The sequence below is a fragment of the Bacillus cereus group sp. MYBK79-1 genome (assembly GCF_051915365.1).
Classification (GTDB): domain Bacteria; phylum Bacillota; class Bacilli; order Bacillales; family Bacillaceae_G; genus Bacillus_A.
In genome coordinates, this window is the sequence record NZ_JBQAEO010000001.1 from 436,448 (window position 1) to 452,977 (window position 16,530).

Below are 16,530 nucleotides of genomic sequence, written 5' to 3' on the forward strand. Positions count from 1 at the left end.
GTACTTTTTATCCACATCCCTTTATACATTTTAACATCATATATTTACAAATCACACCAAAATTCTCATGCAGCTATTTTTTGAAATATATATTTTCCATTAAATAATATGTTCCTTTCACTGCTGATTCTGATTGTGATTGTGATACAAATGTAACTTTTCCTATACTCTTCTCACAGCATTTCTTAAATTCAGCATATATTTCAGGTACTAAACACAATATGCTGCCACTTACTGCAATTGAAGTGGATAAATTAAACTGCAGCTTATTGTAAATATTCACCGTAATTCTCGTTAATTCCTTAGCAGCTTGTAGAATTATTTCACGTGCGTCATCAATCCCATTTCTCGCTTCCTCAATAATGAGTGGTGCGATTGCTGCAACTTTTTCTTTTGAAGAACTATAAACTAGTCTTTTTATATGAGATGGCGTCAAAAGTTGAAACTCATCTTGAATCCTTAAGCTTAATGGGCAAAGTGCAGCTCCTTGATCAAATTGATTTGCCATTCTCTTTAAACCTTGTAACGCAATCCAATATCCACTTCCTTCATCTCCTAAAATATGTCCCCATCCACCGCTATACTCGTACACTTCTCCTTTCTTTCCAAGACAAATCGCGCCTGTACCGCCAATCGTTAAAATACCATCTTTCCCTTTTAAAGCAGCTGCATGTGCAATCATTGCATCATTAAAAACTTCAATTGGTGTTCCGTACTTCTTTTTTAGATGTAATGTTAATTCATTTGTATTTGCTCCACTTACACCCGCTAATCCTAAACAAATACAAGCGCAATCCCCATTTAATAAACCTTTTTGACATTGATCAATTGCTTCCATAATATGAAAAAGTGCTTCTTCAAAATCTATTAATATATTTCCAAAACCACTTGTAGCCCTTACAAGTTCATTTCCGTCTTGATCAAATGCAATTACTTCTGTCTTCGTTCCCCCGCCGTCTACTCCAATCATATACTTCATATGTTCGCCTCATTTTCATCATCTTATTGGAGGGAATGTTATATTCCCTAAAACTACAGATTGCTTTGCACCTGTTGCACTTGGGACATTACTCGGATTACGATGATACGTTTCGTTTGCTAAAATTGCAAAGGCAATCGCTTCTTTCGCCTCTGAAGAAAAGCCTATATCTTCTTGAATGAATATTGTACATCTTTCATCCTTCAATCCACAACGTATCATATCAACAAGTGTACGATTATAACTACCGCCACCACCTAAAATCACTTCATCGATTTCATAATACGGCAGAATAAACTCCTTATAGTGATGAACAATTGAACTTGCTGTAAACATCGTAACAGTCGTCAATATATTTTCTTTACTATGCTTTTCAAATCGCTTCAATAATTCACTGACAAATTCTTCTCCAAACTGTTCTCTACCAGTTGATTTCGGTGGATTCATTTTCAAAAATGGATGAGCCATACAATATGTCAAAATTTCTTCTACTACTGCTCCCTGATTTGCAATCTTACCATTTTGATCATATGGCAACTGAAATAACCTCTGACATACTTCATCAATTATCATATTCCCTGGACCAGTATCAAAAGCTATAACACTCTTATCACTAAGGTGACTTGGTATTACGGTAACATTACCAATCCCACCAATATTTTGTAGTAGTCTATTTTTAATTGGATGACGATACAAAATGACCTCTGAATATGGCACAAGTGGCGCACCTTGTCCCCCTGCTGCCATGTCCATCGTTCGAAAATTAGAAATAACCGTCGTATTCGTTTCATACGCTATAACTGCTGGTTCTCCAATTTGCAATGTAGAAGGAATCATAGTACCCTCCTGCTTCGGCTGATGATAAATCGTTTGTCCGTGAGAACCAATTACATCTAATTGTTTCAAAGGAAAATTGACATCTTTACAAACTTCCTTTACAGCGTTGGCAAAACATAAACCGAGCTTAAAATTTAAACTGCATATGAGCTGGACATTCGAATTTTCTATTGATAATGATTGTTGTATTTCATTTTTCATTTCATTACAAAATGGAACTGTAGTAAAATGTATAAGTTCGACCTTAGACTCTACACCACTCCCTTCTATATGAACGAGTGCTACATCTATTCCGTCTAACGATGTACCGGACATTATCCCTGCAATATACATAACATGCATAACCTCCTATTTACTAAAAAACAATCATGTAAGTTACAAACGTACAACCGATCGAAAATAATATAAACCTAAAAAACAACTGAGTCTTTGATGCAAACGATCCATCAATAAAAGAAACAACTACTGTAAGTAGAATACTGGCCGCAATGCTTGTAACAAGCCATATACTATGCATTTGTGATAGATGTAGCATTCTTAATAAAGGTACAAAAAGGAAATTCGCACATATCACTCCAAATAATAATAAAAATACACCTTTATAACTAAATTTTATATTCATTCCATTTCACCCTCTCTGGACTTCATGTGAAAGAAGTGATAGGCAAAATACCTATCACTCATACATACAGTATAAAACTTATGAATTAACAGATTCTCCGTCTCCATTCTTTTCAATTTCAAGCATATTTTTGTCGTACATTTTAAAGAATGGTAGATAAATAAGGAATGATATTGCTATATTTATTAAAACTAATACTACCGCACGCCAATCTCCTCCTGTAGCTAAATATGCACCAATTGGAGCTGGTAGTGTCCACGGCGGCATAATATGAGTTGGCGTTACAAATCCCATTGCAGTTGCAGAATAAGCTATAGTAGCTGTTACTAGCGGTGTAATAACGAATGGAATAATTAAGATTGGATTCAGGACAATTGGTAAACCGAATATAACTGGTTCATTAATATTAAAAATGCCGGGCACTATACAAGTTCTCGATAATGCTTTCGAATATTTTGATCGTCCAAATACAATCATAGCTAACACAAGTCCTAACGTAGCACCCGAACCACCAATCCAAATAAACCATTGATAAAACGGCTCTGGTGCAATGAATGGAAAGTGACTTGCACCACTTGCTACAGCTTCACCGTTCTTCCCTAAATACACATCCCAAAGAGGCCTTGCTACAGTACCTACAACGGATACACCATGTATCCCGAAAGACCAGAAAAATGTAATTAAAAATACAGGGATGATAACACCAAAATAACTATCACCAGCTTTAACTAACGGTGCTGCTAATTTATCCACAACATAATGTACATCCACTTTAAAAACGACAGTAATAAGACTCATAATAATAATAACGAAAGCCGCAGGTATAAGTGCTTCAAATGAACGCGCTACTGATGGTGGTACTTGTTCTGGCATTTTGATTGTTACGTTTTTCTGCTTACAAAACCTTAAAATCTCCACTGATAAAATAGAAACAATCATCGTCACGAATAATCCATGACCTCCGAGATTTGTCATCGGAAGCATAAATCCTTTTTTATCAATTAATTCAGGCGTTAATGTTAATAGTAATGAACATACTGCAAGCTGTGCCCCTGATAAAGCATCTAGCTTATAACTTTTCGCTAAATTATATCCTATTCCAAATGCTATATATAAAGACATAATAAACATCGTTAAACGATATGGTATTAATATACTCGTTTGATTTTTTAATGCCCAAATAGATATGAAACTATCTTTCGGTAATGGTGGAAATGCTACGATTAAAAAGAAACTTCCTACAATAATAAATGGTAATGCAGAAATAACTCCATCACGGATTGCTTGTAAATGCCTCTGTTCAGAAAGCCTTGCCATCGGTCCAGATAAATTTTTATCAAGAAACGTGACAAACTTATTCATAACGCTTCCCCCTAACTAATTAAATCATTTACAGTTTTTAATAAAGTCGGTCCACCAAGTGGCGTGTATGCTTGCGGCGGTATGATACCGCACGGGATAGATTCCTCTTCTGCAAATTTTTTAACAGAATCAAATCGATGTCTTACTTGAGGTGCAACCATTACAACGTCCCAGCCATTTTTTACTTCTTCCTCTACCTCACTTGTTCCAATCGCATGGACTTCCATGTTTACACCTTTTTTCTCCGCTTCCTTTTTTAAAGCGTTTACAACAATTGCACTGGACATTCCTCCAGAACAAACGAACAATACTTTCATTTATTAATCCTCCTATACTTATAATTTATTCCCCTTCAAATGAAAGGAAGTTTCACTTTACTAACAAGCATATGAAGTAATGAAACGATTTAGTTATAATGAAAGTAAATTTCACTAAAAATATTTTTCCTATTAAATTAATGTTTCAATATTTATTTTTCTAAATTGTAAGAACAACCTTACCTCGGATATCATATTAATTAACCATATAATAGGGAGGCGTATAAATGATCATAAAACGTTTATTAATGATATGTTGTCTCGTCATCTTGTTCATCCCTTTCTCTTTCATTTCCCCTCATTCTACTTATGCCGAAGTAAATACTACGTACAAAAAACATGAATTACGTGCTGTATGGATTGCATCTGTTCTTAATATTGATTGGCCCTCAAAAACTGGCTTACCTATCGAAAATCAAAAACAAGAGTTTATTACATTATTAGACGATGTAAAAAACACTGGTATGAATGCAGTCGTTTTACAAATAAAACCAACCGCCGATGCTTTTTACCCTTCCAATTACGGTCCTTGGTCTGAATACATTACGGGTACACAAGGAAAAGACCCTGGATATGACCCGCTCGCATTTATGATTGAAGAAGCTCATAAAAGAAATATAGAATTCCACGCATGGATTAATCCATACCGAATAACGATGAATCACACTGATATAAATCGATTAGCGAATAATCACCCTGCAAAACAGCACCCTGATTGGGTTGTACCTTATGGCGGGAAGTTATATTACAACCCTGGCATTCCAGAAGTGAAAAAATTTATAACTGAAGGTGCTTTAGAAATTGTACAAAATTACGATGTTGATGCATTACATATGGATGATTATTTTTATCCATATAAAGTGGCGGGTGAGCAATTCCCCGATCAAAAAACGTACGAAACATATAATAACGGTAGATTTACAAAGATAGAGGATTGGCGACGTGACAATGTAAATGAACTTGTAAGAGATTTAAATACTGCTATAAAACAAGAAAAATCATACGTAAAGTTTGGCATAAGTCCGTTCGGCGTATGGCGAAATATAGCTGACGATCCAACTGGCTCTAACACAACTGCAGGTCAAAGAAACTATGATGACCTTTATGCTGATACACGTGAATGGATACAAAAAGGGTATATTGATTACATGACACCGCAAATATATTGGAATATCGGTTTCACACCAGCTGCATATGACATATTAGTAGATTGGTGGGTAAAAGAAACAACTAATAAACCGATTCACCTATATATCGGTCAGGCGGCCTATAAAATTAATAATAATTCTGTTCCCGCTTGGTCTGATCCTGAAGAATATCCAAGACAAATTGCATTAAATCGGCTATTTCCTGAAATAAAAGGTAGTATGCATTTTAGCTTAAAAGATATGAATAACAATCCACTTGGAGTTAAAGATAGACTCGCAAATGACATATATAAACACCCTGCACTAATCCCGCCTATGCCTTGGCTTGATCACGATCCACCTAAACAACCGACTTTAAAAGGTGCGATTCCACGGGATGAAGGTATTGCTGTAGGTATCATTGACAATAGAGAGAATGACTCTGCTTATTACGCCATTTACCGTGTGAATGGAAAAAATGAAGTGGATATACAAAACCCCAAAAATTTACTTACTACTGTAAGAAAAACAAAACCTGGAGAGATTTATGTAGATAAAACGGCTATTTCTGGAGAAACGTATACGTATGTAGTAACTGCAGTTGATCGATTGCATAATGAAAGTACTCCTTCTAGTAAAACTACAATTAAAGCAAAATAACACCTAATAAAAAACGCCTTAAAAGCCAAGTATTATAGCTTTAAGGCGCCTTTTTTATTTATTCTTAAACTTCTCAGTCGCTGCTCTCATCTTCACATTCAAATCGTGATCAATCGAGTCACGAATGTCTCGCTCAACTACTTCCATTTCTTTTTGGAAATTTTGCAAGTAGATTTTTAATTCTTCTTCTTTTTCTGGTCGTTGTGAAGGTGGTAATTGTACGACTAACGATAGCATCGCTGTTAAATCTTTCATTAAAAACGTTTCAAGTTTATGTTGTTGCTCAAACATGCGTTGTTCTTGATAATATGGAAGAGCATTTAATACTGAAATTGTAATATCATCAACTGTTCGTTGTAATGAAGGATTTATTGAGCGTTTATACGCTTGAATTGTATTTAATGCATCTGGATATCGATCATAAAAATACAATTTATAAAACGATAAGTCTGTCGGTTTTACTGTTTGCTGCGTTTCTTGTCTTAAAAAATCTTTTACTTTCATCGCCGCTACATCAATATCTTCATTTGTAAGTTTTTTCGTCGTTTTTGCCATTACATGTACTTTTTTCTGTTTTTCTTTCGGTAACATTGAAAATACTTGCTCTCTCGTACGTTGCCCAGATGCACAGAAAAGAGTGTTTAATGTATGTTGTTCTTTCTTTCCTTCCGTACGAATCCAGCGATAAAAGAGTGGATGTTGTGTAAATTCTTGTAGAAATGGTAATGATTTATTCGATAACTTATCTAAAGAATCGTGTGCTCTTTTATATGGCTTCGCCCATGAAAAATACAGTTTACGTCCGAAATATACAACTAAAACAACGACAGTAAATGCGATTAAAAGCAATGTACCCAATAGTACTAATACGGTTTGAATGAAACTCATTTTTTCACCTCCTCTAAAAGTCTGCTATTTTCTTGGGCGCTGAATGAGTTTTTGTTTCATTTCATCATTAAATGTATCTAGTTCAATAACAAACTTCTTACTTGACTCGATAATACGTTCTGATGATTTTTCAGATGCTTCAATTGCAGCGAATACGTTTTGGAATGACTCGCGTAATTTATCCATGCTAATTGCAGGATTTTCAAGAAGTTTTGTTGTTTCTTCTGTATTTTGTTTTAATGCTTGTGAGTTACTTAATACCATTGATTCAATTGCTTCATTTGTCGCATTCACTGCATCAATTGTTTTACGTTGATTTGTTAATGCTAACTGGATAGCAGCTGAAACCGTTACAACGTTTTGCGTCATCGTAATTGCATTACGAATTGCCTCTGTTAACTTTTCATTATTTTTCTTAATAATGTCTACAGATGCGATAGATTGTAATAGCACACTTTTCGCTTGCTGCATATTACGTGTACGTACAAGAATTTTTTCTAATGCATCGTTAATTAATGGAATATCTCTTTGACGTTCTGGATTTTGTTTCTCAGCTTCCAGCATGCCAGCGAGTTTTCTTCCTAAGTATACTTGTTTATCAAGAGCGTGAATTTTATCGTGCGATTGTTCTTTAAGCATTTCAAGACCAACTGTATCTTCTTGTAAGTTGTCACGACCAATTAGAAGGGATCTTATAATCTCCTCAATTTGCTTATCTATAGATTGATATTTATGCACGTATGTTTCAAGTGGATTTTTCTTGAATACTTTAAACATAATTTTCTTCATACCACTTGCTTTTAATGAATTCGGATCAAGCTCTGATACCACTTTACGTAATTCTAACAATGTATTTGGAATTTCTTCGTTCTTTCCATTCATCATCGCTGTTACAGGACGTTTTAATGCTGATAACGTTTGTCCTGCTGCTTGTTGCTCTTTATCCCCTAAATCCCCTAGCTGTGACAATACCTTTGATAAATCTGTATTTTGCTCGCTATTTAACTTTTGTACATAAAGATCAGCTTCTTTATTCAGTTCCTCTAATTCTTGATCTTTTATTACTGTATCTACTACTACATCTACATTACTATCTTTCACAATGGATACAGGTTCTTTTTTCTCGAGTTCAGTCAACAAAATCGCTCCTTTATTTATATGTGCGAATTTATATGCACTATATTTCATCTATTATATCGTATTTCATATACATTCTGACTGCTTGAAATCGATTTTTTTGAAATGCCTGCTTATGCAGTCATTCCCTGTTTCTTACTATAAGTATACCTGTAATCAACATAATTTTCCTCAGACTTAAGACCTAGAGAACAACATGCTGAAGGCGGATTCTTCGTATGTTACGTATAAAAACTATGTTCTTCCTATTTTTGACATACACCCTTTTTCAATGTGATAATTATATTACGCTCTATCTTATTTCTTCTTACGCGCTACAAATGCTCCATTTTGAAATGCCAATAACACCGTTTCAAACATTTCATCTTCTTCAATTATTTTTCTAAACTCGGCTAATTCACTTGCATGAGAAGTTGCATTGTCAACAACAAGAATACCTTTTGGTTGTAAAATGCGCTTTATATGCTCAAGCCACCACATGTATTGCGTACGCTCTGAATCTAGGAAAATAAAATCAAATGAATGATCTAGCTGCGCATCTAAAAATGCCCCTGCTTCTTGATTATGAACATCAATCCTTTGTATAAGGTTTGCCTTTTCAAAATTAACAAGTGCCTCTCCAACTCGTTCTGAAGAAAGCTCTACAGTTGTTACATTTCCATTTGTTTCTTCTACCGCGTTAGCTAACCACAATGTAGAATAACCATTAGAAGTTCCAATTTCTAAAATGTTTTTTGCGCGACACCCTTTTACTAAAATTGATAAAAACTGCCCCATCTCACGAGAAATATTCCGTAATTTTTCTTCCCGTGTTTTTTTATTTCGATCATGCTCTTCTCCATATTGTTCAAGTTGAAATAATAATGAATCTAACGTATCCATTCTTTTCATCGCCTTTCCAAAGCAATATGATGAAAAAGCTCTTGCTGCCCGTCTACTTTCATTATATGCGAAACAAGAACCTTTTTCTCGTTATATGACAAAGATTTGAATTTTTTTATAGCATATTGTTTCGTTTTTTGGTAAAGTTAATTTCTACGTGCAATTATTCCATTCATACTATTTTTAATTCAATTGCAGTTATTAAAAAATATAAACCCCAATTAAATGAATCGGTATTTCAAATTCAATTAAGCGCCCTTTCCGGACGCATTTTCTTTTGTTTATATATTTCTAGAAGAAAGGATGCTTACAATGAACGTGATTAGCTTAGATGCTGCTCGAAAGCGCAAACAGCATAAAAAATTAATGATTACTATACCGATTATTTCACGTATTTATGAAGAAGACGGGGAAATTAAATTTGAGGTAGCCGGCGAAAAAGATGTACCTCTTGAAATGTTAGAGAAATAGTAAAAAAGACGCACTTCTAAAGAAATGCGTCTTTTTTATACTATTACATTTAAGTGCATAAGTTTTTCAGGATTAACCATTATATAAATGTTTGCGATTTTTTCATTCTCAAATGTAAATGAAAGCACATAAGTCACTTTATTTTTCACTTTAACAATAACACCTGGGGCGCCATTTACTATCTTATACTCAACATTGTACACTGGCGGGAACTTCTTCCCAATTCCAAAGAATAAACGTATAATTCTATCTGCAGAGTAAATTGGATGAATTGCAGTTGTAACTTTACCCCCACCATCTGCTTTCAATATCGCATCTGTTTTTAATACTTCTAACATGCCTTGCGCATCCCCACACTGTAATGATGATACAAACTTTTCAACATAAGCAGCCATTTTTTTCGTACTTAACTTTGACTGCTTCGGCTTATCTAAAATACTTTTTCGTGCACGTTGAAAGATTTTTCGGCAATTCACACTACTCTTATCTACAATTGAAGCGATTTCTTCGTATTCATAACTGAAAATCTCTCTTAATATGAAAACAACCCTCTCTACCTCATTCAGTTGTTGTAAAAGTAATAAATATGCCGTAGAAATTGATTCTTTCATTACAAATGACTCTGATGGGTCATCAGTCTCTTCCACAAATGGTTCTGGTAACCACATTCCGACATATACGTTCCGTTTATGTGCTGCCGAACGTAATTTATCAATTGAGCGATTTGTTACCATTTTACATAAATATGCTTTCATATTTTCTATAGATTGAACGTCCTCTATATTATTTAACGAGATAAAAACGTCATGAACGATATCCTCAGCATCCATAACACTCCCAAGGATTCTGTATGCTAATGAAAATAATAATGGTTGATACGCTTCATATAACTGCTCCGTTTCCATGATGTACTGCCCCACTTTCGAATTGCTTTAAAATGTGTAACGCTGCACGTTTTCCGCTTGCTACTGCAGCATCAGCTAATATTTCATCATGCCCTGCCCAATCTCCTGCTACATAAACACCTGGTATTTCAGGTATATTAGGACCGGGATTTTCAACACGGTTAATATGAGGAAAATCATGTACTACTGTTATTTTCGGTAAATATTGCTTTGCAACTACTTCCCTTTCCCAATTCGGATGTAACAATTCCATAGTATTTTCTAACTGCTCTTTATCATCTTGAATTTGATTCAGCTCTAGTACAGGGTTATGATACTTAATTAGACTCACTGCAATTGATCCATTTTCACTTAATTTAGCTGCTCTCGATTGATTTGTGAAAAATATAGGTTGATCTAGCCCCAATGCAAAATGATGCAAAGGGTTCGTCAATTGTTTTAAACCAATATCTAATGCTGCTACGGTCACTGGTATAGATTGTTCACTCCATTTTTGCAAACTTGTTCTTTCTGCACCTTTTATAATTTTACAAGCCTCTTTCGGCGGAGTTGTTACAATGACTGCCTCTGCTTCAAATACTTCATCATCAAAACATTGTATTCTTTGTTTCCCTTCACAATACTCTATTTTCAACACATGCTTTTTAGCTAGAAATTGCACACCACTGGTACTTGCTATATTCCTTAAATTTTTTATTATCGTCTCCCAACCACCATCTACATAAAGTACTCCTTCTTTCATTGAAAGCTGTATTTGCTTTAGTACGGAAGATGCTAATTGTATTGTAGGAGCATACGTATATGTTGTCGTTCGGCATAATGCATAAAATATATTTCGAACCATTGGATCTTTAATTTCATTTTCTGCCCATGTAGTTAGACTCATTTTGGGAACTTTTCCTACATCTAAATTTCCTAAATGGATCATAAGACGAGAGAACTGTACTTTTGCAGACCATGAAAGTAACGGTGTAGATAAAATAGAGCGAAAATCTGTTGGGATGGTGAAAATATCCCCTTTCCATATTCCATGTGCTTTTGTAGATGGGATTCCACCCGGTAGATTCATACCGAGCCCATTAAAAGTTATAAAGGCTTCTCCCCCTCTATATAAAGCATGTGCACCAAGATTCATACAAATGCCATTTTTATTTATAGTCATCCCTCGACCACCGAAGTGACCTGACTTTTCTAATACAATAACTTTCTTTCCAGCTTTCGCTAAATATATAGATGCTGTTAATCCAGCAAGCCCACCACCAACAATAGCTACATCAAATTTTTTCATAATAAAATCCCTCCTTTTCGTTCTACATACAAGACGAATGATTAAGGAGGGATGTGACATAAAAATAAATTTCTACTACTCTACTTTATTTCATTACTTTTTTATTCGGTCATATTGCATACGGAATAATTCAATTGCAAATGGAATATCCTCTTCACTCTTTATATAATAACTTATCCAACCTGATTCAGGTAATACATGATGTGGTTTTACCAACCCTTGGTTCACTAATTCATCTCGCTTTAACTTTGGAAATGGTAAATCAACCAACTTATCACCATGCAGATGACCAAGTTCCTTCTTACCATAATTTATTTCAATGCCACCAAATCGATGCGGTTTTTCAGAAACACCCGCCCAGCTGAGCACTTCATTTCTAATCATTTCACTAAATGACATGGACATTCACTCCTTATAAATGATTGATGTAATTTAAAATTAACACTTTCATTACTTTTTTCCATCAATCCAAAGTATGAACGGGAATACGAATATAGTTTAATCTTAATACCTTATTCTTTATGGAATAAGCGAATTTATTAAGCTGCCGACAACTGCACAAAATAAAGACTAGACACATACCCTAATTTTGTAACCTAACTTACTTATAGAAAGGCGGGTAATACAAATGACTTCTAATATCGACTACACTTCCCCCTCAACTACTTTCACTCATGATTTAAGTGAAAGTAATTTTTTTCAGAAAGATGCACAAAATTATATAAACGTACTTGGCATGAAACAATTAAATACGTTAAAAAATACTTCTTTATTAGATATCTATTTAAGTACAGGAAATGTTATAGAGCCGCATATTCATCAAAATGCAGCTGAACTTGTTTACTGTATTTCAGGATCTGCTGTTGTTTCTTTACTAAATCCTTTTACTAATCAAATATTAAACTTACCGATAAAACCAGGGCAAGTTGCCAACATCCCACAAGCGTGGTGGCATTATGAAATTGCTACAGCAGATGGCACTCATTTATTAGCTATTTTCGACGCCCCAACCCCAGAAGTTATTTTTGGTTCTGATATTTTAAGATTAACTCCCGCTAATATAATGGCTCATACTTACTGTCTCGATGAACAACAATGGAAACAAGCGGTATCTCCTATTCAATCCACTACAGTAATTGGTCCTCCTGCAAACTGTAATCAAAACCGCGAAATAAAAAGCCAGCCAACTCTGCCCCCTACTCAACAACAAAATCTATACTATCATGATTCTTATTATTTTCCTCTTTATTGGGGATATTGATTTATATCAAAAATAAATAACTATTTATCTCCTTGGAAAATACCTAGGAGATTTTTTATCGTAACAATTAATAGAGTACATACATATACTATTTATATATTTAATTGGAGGTGATAGTACTATGAATAATTATAACTATCGAAAAAACTACTCTCATAATAAAAATAGTAGTTCATCAGCATACTCTCAGTCTTCGAATTCTCAATCTTCCAATTCCCAATCACAAAGAGATTTAGCCGAGCAAGGCTATGTAAAGAAAAAAGGATGTAACTGTAATAAGAACAAATAGTTTATTTGGCAATGAAATTTCATCACTCACAATAAACTGTTTACTCCCATAGTATATAGTTTATTTAAAGGCTGAATTCTATTATTAATAGAGTTCAGCCTTTTTTTATGTATGGATAATTTTTCAAGCCAATTAATTTATTTCATAAATTAAAAATCATATTTTACCAACTTAAAAAATAGTAACTTTCCAATTGATTTATCAACCAATTCCCGCAAAAATATAGCCCTCCCTAATAAAATTAGTAAGGGCTATATACAAATGTCAGTTCAAATTTCAAACAAATATTGTAACAAGTTAGACGATATTAATACCTGCACTTACAAATCCAGCTACTGCAGCTATTGGACTTGCCGCTGTTAACGAAACATACAGTAGTATTTTATCTCCAGCAGCTACTGGTATAGCTTCAGGTACGATGCCTGATGCTGTATCAAAAATAGCTATTGTAGCAAATGCTGGTGTTAATAATAGAGGTGCTCCTTGAACTGTAAACGTATTACTTGCTGCAGGTGCAATTAATATTTGCATCTGAACTTGAACAGGTGCTAATGGAGCCAATGCAGCTGTTGCACTAAAGAAACCTGCTAATGACGTAATAGTTCCTGCACGTGGTGCTACAAATGCATAATCGCCTACTCCTAAAGATAATGTGATATCAGTTCCACCTGTTAATGCTGCGCCAGGCTGACTAAATCCAAATCCAAGAAGGGTTCCTGTATTAGCTATTAATGCATTAACTAACGCAGCTGGTGTTGTACCCGAAGCAAACGGAATAATAGCTCCGCCACCAGTTGCACCAGTTGATCCTGTTGCTCCTGTTAGACCTGTTGCTCCCGTTGGACCTGTTGCTCCCGTCGGGCCTGTTGGACCTGTTGCCCCTGCTGCTCCTGTATCCCCTGTTGGACCTGTTGCTCCTGCTAGACCTGTGTCTCCTGTTGGACCTGTTGCCCCTGCTGCTCCTGTATCTCCTGTTGGACCTGTTGCCCCTGCTAGACCTGTGTCTCCTGTTGGACCTGTTGGGCCTGCTGCTCCTGTATCTCCTGTTGGACCTGTTGCTCCTGTCGCTCCTGTCGCTCCTGTCGCTCCTGCTAGACCTGTGTCTCCTGTTGGACCTGTTGGGCCTGTTGCTCCGCCTCCTGGACCTGTTGGGCCTGTTGGACCTGTTGCCCCGCCTCCTGGACCTGTTGGGCCTGTTGGACCTGTTGCCCCGCCTCCTGGAGTAGCACCAATTAGTTGGACTAATAAGTTTAATAAAAGTTGTAAACTTGCCGGATCAATTTTTAAAGTATAGAAGAATGGTGCAAGAGCACTGTAGAATTGTTGTAATAAGGAAAGTAATTGATTTAAATCTGGATTAGGAGATTGTAGTACATTGATAATACTTTGAATTAATTGTTTTAAATAATTCCCTTCTGGAGAAGGTGCTAATTCATTTAGTAAATTTAATAGTTGAGTAAACAAATTGAGTAAAGCTAATCTGTTTGCATCACTTGGATTTGCAAAAAACGCTGCAACAGCCGAAATTAAAGAGTTTAGTAAAGTGATTAATCTACCTAATTGTTCACTAGTAATTGGTACTGTTTGCGGATTATTACAACAATCTGGTGTAAAAACTATCGGATTGCAGTTATTGTGACCAAAACAATTATTTTGTGACATTTATTTCCTCCTTACTTGTCTTATAGTTGAGTATTTTCCTATTATAAGAACTATAAAATCATGCATAGGTTTCATTCACTTAAAATAGGAAACATGAATTATAATTAAACTTTAAAACGTTATTTAATTATGTTCATGACTCACATATTAATTATATGTTTTTAATAATTGACTGCTTAGATTAAACACCTAAACTTAAGAGTTTATTTTATTTTTCCACGTTTATCTCTTAGGTCCAAAAGCACATTTTAATTTAAACATTAAAACTAAGCATTAGCATATAACCAATAACTAACAAGTAATAACACCACCTTTTCAAATAAATAACAATAATACCTTTACTTAAATTGTGTTCCTTCTATTATCATAAAGCCGTTTCTATTATCAAAAACTCTCATACAATATAGTGGACAAGTTATTGTATACTTCGTTCCAAAAAACAATTTAGGGAGTGAGAATGAATTGCCAATCATCCAACCATTTATGGCCTCTAGAAGATTTACATCTACACTAGGTGCTGGAACAGGAACAGGTGCAGCTTTTGCAATTGCTGCAACGGCTTGTTTAAATGATGCCGGTACTACTGCAACTGCTTTTCCCACTTTTACGTATTACAACTTATATGTAAACGGCATTCTTCAACCTAGTGTGAACTCCAGTGTTACTACTGGACCAACTGGTGCTATTACAATTCCTGGCGGAGATGCATTAGACGGCGGAATTCCAATCACAATCGAATTTATCGTCACTTAATGTTAATTATTTTAATGTAGAACAAAAAGACAGATTCTTTTTATTAATTTAAGAATCTGTCTTTTTTAATTAATTATAATAAATTGCAAAATAATTGATGAACCTTGCGATGGTGGTTGATCATCCAATAAAGTTAGCTGACCAGGACTAATCTGATAAAATGGTTGTGGCTGAAGTATTCCATTGATAAACAAATTAATATATGAAACCTCATCAGGAGATAGTATGTGAGTTGTTCCATATAGAGCTATCCCATCTGAATCTGTATATATAAGCCTCTCTCCATCTGCAAAAGTGTAAAATAATAAATTAGTTGTTGTTATGGGACCAATAACTCCAGTCGGTCCCGTTAAGCCTGTTGCCCCTGTTGCCCCTGTTGCTCCGGTTGCTCCTGTTACTCCGGTTGCTCCGGTTACTCCGGTTGCCCCGGTTAAGCCTGTTGCCCCTGTTGCTCCCGTTGCTCCTGTTACTCCGGTTGCTCCTGTTAAGCCTGTTGCTCCTGTTAAGCCTGTTGCTCCTGTTACTCCTGTTGCTCCTGTTACTCCTGTTGCTCCCGTTGCTCCTGTTAAGCCTGTTGCTCCTGTTAAGCCTGTTGCTCCTGTTAAGCCTGTTGCTCCTGTTAAGCCTGTTGCTCCGGTTAAGCCTGTTACTCCTGTTAAGCCTGTTATTCCCGTTGCTCCCGTTGAACCTGTTACTCCCGTTGAACCTGTTATTCCCGTTGCTCCTGTTACTCCTGTTGCTCCCGTTGCTCCTGTTGCTCCTGTTGCTCCTGTTACTCCCGTTGCTCCTGTTACTCCCGTTGAACCTGTTATTCCCGTTGCTCCTGTTGCTCCCGTTGGACCTGTTATTCCCGTTGCTCCTGTTGCTCCCGTTGGAATATAAATTGGCGGAAGAACTGGAAAGGTAGGTCCAATATTTTCAGATCTTATCATACCTTTATTCAACGATAATTTGTCATTGCGGTTCAATTTAATACCTCATTCCACATATTTTTTATTCATTCAAATCATTATAAATCTATTTATTAAAAAATAACTTATCAGCTATTTTCTTTTTCATTCCAAATAATAATTCTATTAAACATTTTACC

Annotated in this window: 17 protein-coding genes; 4 read left to right on the plus strand and 13 right to left on the minus strand. The window is 35.4% G+C overall.

Annotated elements, in window-relative coordinates; all coding sequences use genetic code 11:
• Positions 1-73: 73 nt before the first annotated feature.
• The 5 genes from ACTFOB_RS02265 to ACTFOB_RS02285 all read right to left on the minus strand — a co-directional run bounded on the left by ACTFOB_RS02265 (position 74) and on the right by ACTFOB_RS02285 (position 4,117).
• Entirely contained in the window at positions 74-979 is a 906-nt protein-coding gene (locus ACTFOB_RS02265; RefSeq protein WP_440024269.1) for a BadF/BadG/BcrA/BcrD ATPase family protein, read from the minus strand.
• Between the two features lie 18 nt (positions 980-997).
• Positions 998-2,149, minus strand: coding sequence for an anhydro-N-acetylmuramic acid kinase AnmK (gene anmK / locus ACTFOB_RS02270; RefSeq protein WP_440024783.1), 1,152 nt, complete (start codon positions 2,147-2,149; stop codon positions 998-1,000).
• A 22-nt stretch (positions 2,150-2,171) separates the two neighbouring features.
• Complete coding sequence (locus ACTFOB_RS02275) at positions 2,172-2,438, minus strand: hypothetical protein (protein WP_151630378.1); 267 nt, start codon at positions 2,436-2,438, stop codon at positions 2,172-2,174.
• A gap of 78 nt (positions 2,439-2,516) precedes the next feature.
• Positions 2,517-3,800, minus strand: coding sequence for a PTS sugar transporter subunit IIC (locus ACTFOB_RS02280; RefSeq protein ID WP_440024270.1), 1,284 nt, complete (start codon positions 3,798-3,800; stop codon positions 2,517-2,519).
• 11 nt (positions 3,801-3,811) lie between these two features.
• On the minus strand, positions 3,812-4,117 hold the full coding sequence (locus ACTFOB_RS02285) for a PTS sugar transporter subunit IIB (RefSeq protein WP_151630376.1): 306 nt from the start codon (positions 4,115-4,117) through the stop codon (positions 3,812-3,814).
• A 227-nt stretch (positions 4,118-4,344) separates the two neighbouring features.
• On the opposite strand from ACTFOB_RS02285, the gene ACTFOB_RS02290 reads away from it, so the two are divergent.
• Positions 4,345-5,904 carry a glycoside hydrolase family 10 protein gene (locus ACTFOB_RS02290; RefSeq protein WP_440024271.1) on the plus strand — a complete coding sequence of 520 codons (1,560 nt, stop codon included), beginning with the start codon at positions 4,345-4,347 and terminating at the stop codon, positions 5,902-5,904.
• Positions 5,905-5,958: 54 nt separating this feature from the next.
• On the opposite strand, the gene ACTFOB_RS02295 is transcribed toward ACTFOB_RS02290, so the two are convergent.
• From ACTFOB_RS02295 to ACTFOB_RS02305, 3 genes are all read right to left on the minus strand, one after another.
• Positions 5,959-6,792: a DUF3974 domain-containing protein gene (locus tag ACTFOB_RS02295; protein ID WP_440024272.1), complete on the minus strand. Its 834-nt coding sequence runs from the start codon at positions 6,790-6,792 to the stop codon at positions 5,959-5,961.
• 24 nt (positions 6,793-6,816) lie between these two features.
• Positions 6,817-7,929: a toxic anion resistance protein gene (locus ACTFOB_RS02300; protein ID WP_440024274.1), complete on the minus strand. Its 1,113-nt coding sequence runs from the start codon at positions 7,927-7,929 to the stop codon at positions 6,817-6,819.
• A 297-nt stretch (positions 7,930-8,226) separates the two neighbouring features.
• A complete protein-coding gene (locus tag ACTFOB_RS02305; protein WP_440024275.1) occupies positions 8,227-8,820 on the minus strand; it encodes an O-methyltransferase in 594 nt (197 codons plus the stop codon).
• A 303-nt stretch (positions 8,821-9,123) separates the two neighbouring features.
• Between ACTFOB_RS02305 and ACTFOB_RS02310 the strand changes: the two genes are divergently transcribed.
• Positions 9,124-9,282 carry a hypothetical protein gene (locus tag ACTFOB_RS02310; protein ID WP_001100983.1) on the plus strand — a complete coding sequence of 53 codons (159 nt, stop codon included), beginning with the start codon at positions 9,124-9,126 and terminating at the stop codon, positions 9,280-9,282.
• Between the two features lie 35 nt (positions 9,283-9,317).
• Here the strand turns inward: ACTFOB_RS02310 and ACTFOB_RS02315 are convergent, their stop codons facing one another.
• From ACTFOB_RS02315 to ACTFOB_RS02325, 3 genes are all read right to left on the minus strand, one after another.
• Positions 9,318-10,187, minus strand: a complete 870-nt coding sequence (locus ACTFOB_RS02315) for a sigma-70 family RNA polymerase sigma factor (protein ID WP_440024277.1) — start codon at positions 10,185-10,187, stop codon at positions 9,318-9,320.
• Positions 10,165-11,475: a phytoene desaturase family protein gene (locus ACTFOB_RS02320; RefSeq protein ID WP_440024279.1), complete on the minus strand. Its 1,311-nt coding sequence runs from the start codon at positions 11,473-11,475 to the stop codon at positions 10,165-10,167. The genes ACTFOB_RS02315 and ACTFOB_RS02320 overlap by 23 nt, the downstream gene beginning before the upstream one ends.
• A 93-nt stretch (positions 11,476-11,568) precedes the next feature.
• Complete coding sequence (locus tag ACTFOB_RS02325) at positions 11,569-11,874, minus strand: luciferase domain-containing protein (protein WP_000010324.1); 306 nt, start codon at positions 11,872-11,874, stop codon at positions 11,569-11,571.
• 229 nt (positions 11,875-12,103) lie between these two features.
• Between ACTFOB_RS02325 and ACTFOB_RS02330 the strand changes: the two genes are divergently transcribed.
• Complete coding sequence (locus ACTFOB_RS02330) at positions 12,104-12,736, plus strand: cupin domain-containing protein (RefSeq protein WP_440024281.1); 633 nt, start codon at positions 12,104-12,106, stop codon at positions 12,734-12,736.
• A 586-nt stretch (positions 12,737-13,322) separates the two neighbouring features.
• On the opposite strand, the gene ACTFOB_RS02335 is transcribed toward ACTFOB_RS02330, so the two are convergent.
• Positions 13,323-14,687 carry an exosporium glycoprotein BclB-related protein gene (locus ACTFOB_RS02335; protein ID WP_440024283.1) on the minus strand — a complete coding sequence of 455 codons (1,365 nt, stop codon included), beginning with the start codon at positions 14,685-14,687 and terminating at the stop codon, positions 13,323-13,325.
• A gap of 462 nt (positions 14,688-15,149) precedes the next feature.
• Here ACTFOB_RS02335 and ACTFOB_RS02340 point away from each other — a divergent pair, with 462 nt between their 5' ends.
• Positions 15,150-15,440, plus strand: a complete 291-nt coding sequence (locus ACTFOB_RS02340; protein WP_001121647.1) for a DUF4183 domain-containing protein — start codon at positions 15,150-15,152, stop codon at positions 15,438-15,440.
• Between the two features lie 65 nt (positions 15,441-15,505).
• On the opposite strand, the gene ACTFOB_RS02345 is transcribed toward ACTFOB_RS02340, so the two are convergent.
• Positions 15,506-16,408 (minus strand): DUF4183 domain-containing protein, encoded by a 903-nt coding sequence (locus ACTFOB_RS02345; RefSeq protein WP_440024285.1) that lies wholly within the window; start codon positions 16,406-16,408, stop codon positions 15,506-15,508.
• Between the last annotated feature and the right edge of the window lie 122 nt (positions 16,409-16,530).